1 pseudogene is annotated in these 731 nt (G+C 61.1%); it reads left to right on the forward strand.

The annotated features are described in order from the left end of the window. A pseudogene (locus FQ377_RS14695) lies at positions 1-623 on the forward strand (IS256 family transposase); the annotation flags it as partial. Positions 624-731 lie beyond the last annotated feature (108 nt).

Raw genomic sequence — 731 nt, forward strand, 5'->3', positions numbered from 1 at the left:
GCTGACGACCGGGGAGATCAGTGCGCACTTCGCGCAGATCTATGGAGCGCAGGTCTCAAAGGAGACGATCTCGAGGATCACCGACAAGGTATCCGAGGAGATGGCGAGCTGGGCGAATCGTCCTCTCGATAGCGTCTACGCGGCGATCTTCATCGTCCCCCACTTCGTGGGAGGTGCCCCCATCGATCGTGGTCAAGATCCGCGACGGTCAGGTCGCGAATCGACCCATCTATGCCGCGATCGGGGTCTCCCTGGAGGGCGAGAAGGACGTGCTGGGCTTGTGGGCTGGGACCGGTGGTGAGGGGGCGAAGTTCTGGATGGGCGTCCTGACTGACATCAAAAACCGCGGTGTTCAGGACACGTTCTTCCTCGTCTGCGATGGCCTCAAAGGTCTGCCGGAAGTCGTGTCGAACGTGTGGCCCCTCACCACCGTTCAAACCTGCATCATCCATCTGATCCGCAACACGTTCCGGCTCGCGTCGAAGAAGGACTGGGACGCCCTCAAGAAAGACGTCCGCCCGATCTACACGGCCCCGAACGCGGCCGCAGCAGAAATGGCACTGGAGGAGCTCAAGGAGAAATGGGGCCGGCAGTACGGGGCGATGGGACTGCTGAGGGTTTGGTTGACTTCTGACCTGTGAGGATCAGCCTCGCGGGTGGAAGGATATTCATCATGCCAAAGGCCTTTCCTGAAGAGTTCCGCCGCGACGTGGTAGCGGTCGCCCGCAAGG

Source organism: Arthrobacter echini (genome assembly GCF_008107445.1).
Lineage (GTDB): Bacteria > Actinomycetota > Actinomycetes > Actinomycetales > Micrococcaceae > Arthrobacter_D > Arthrobacter_D echini_A.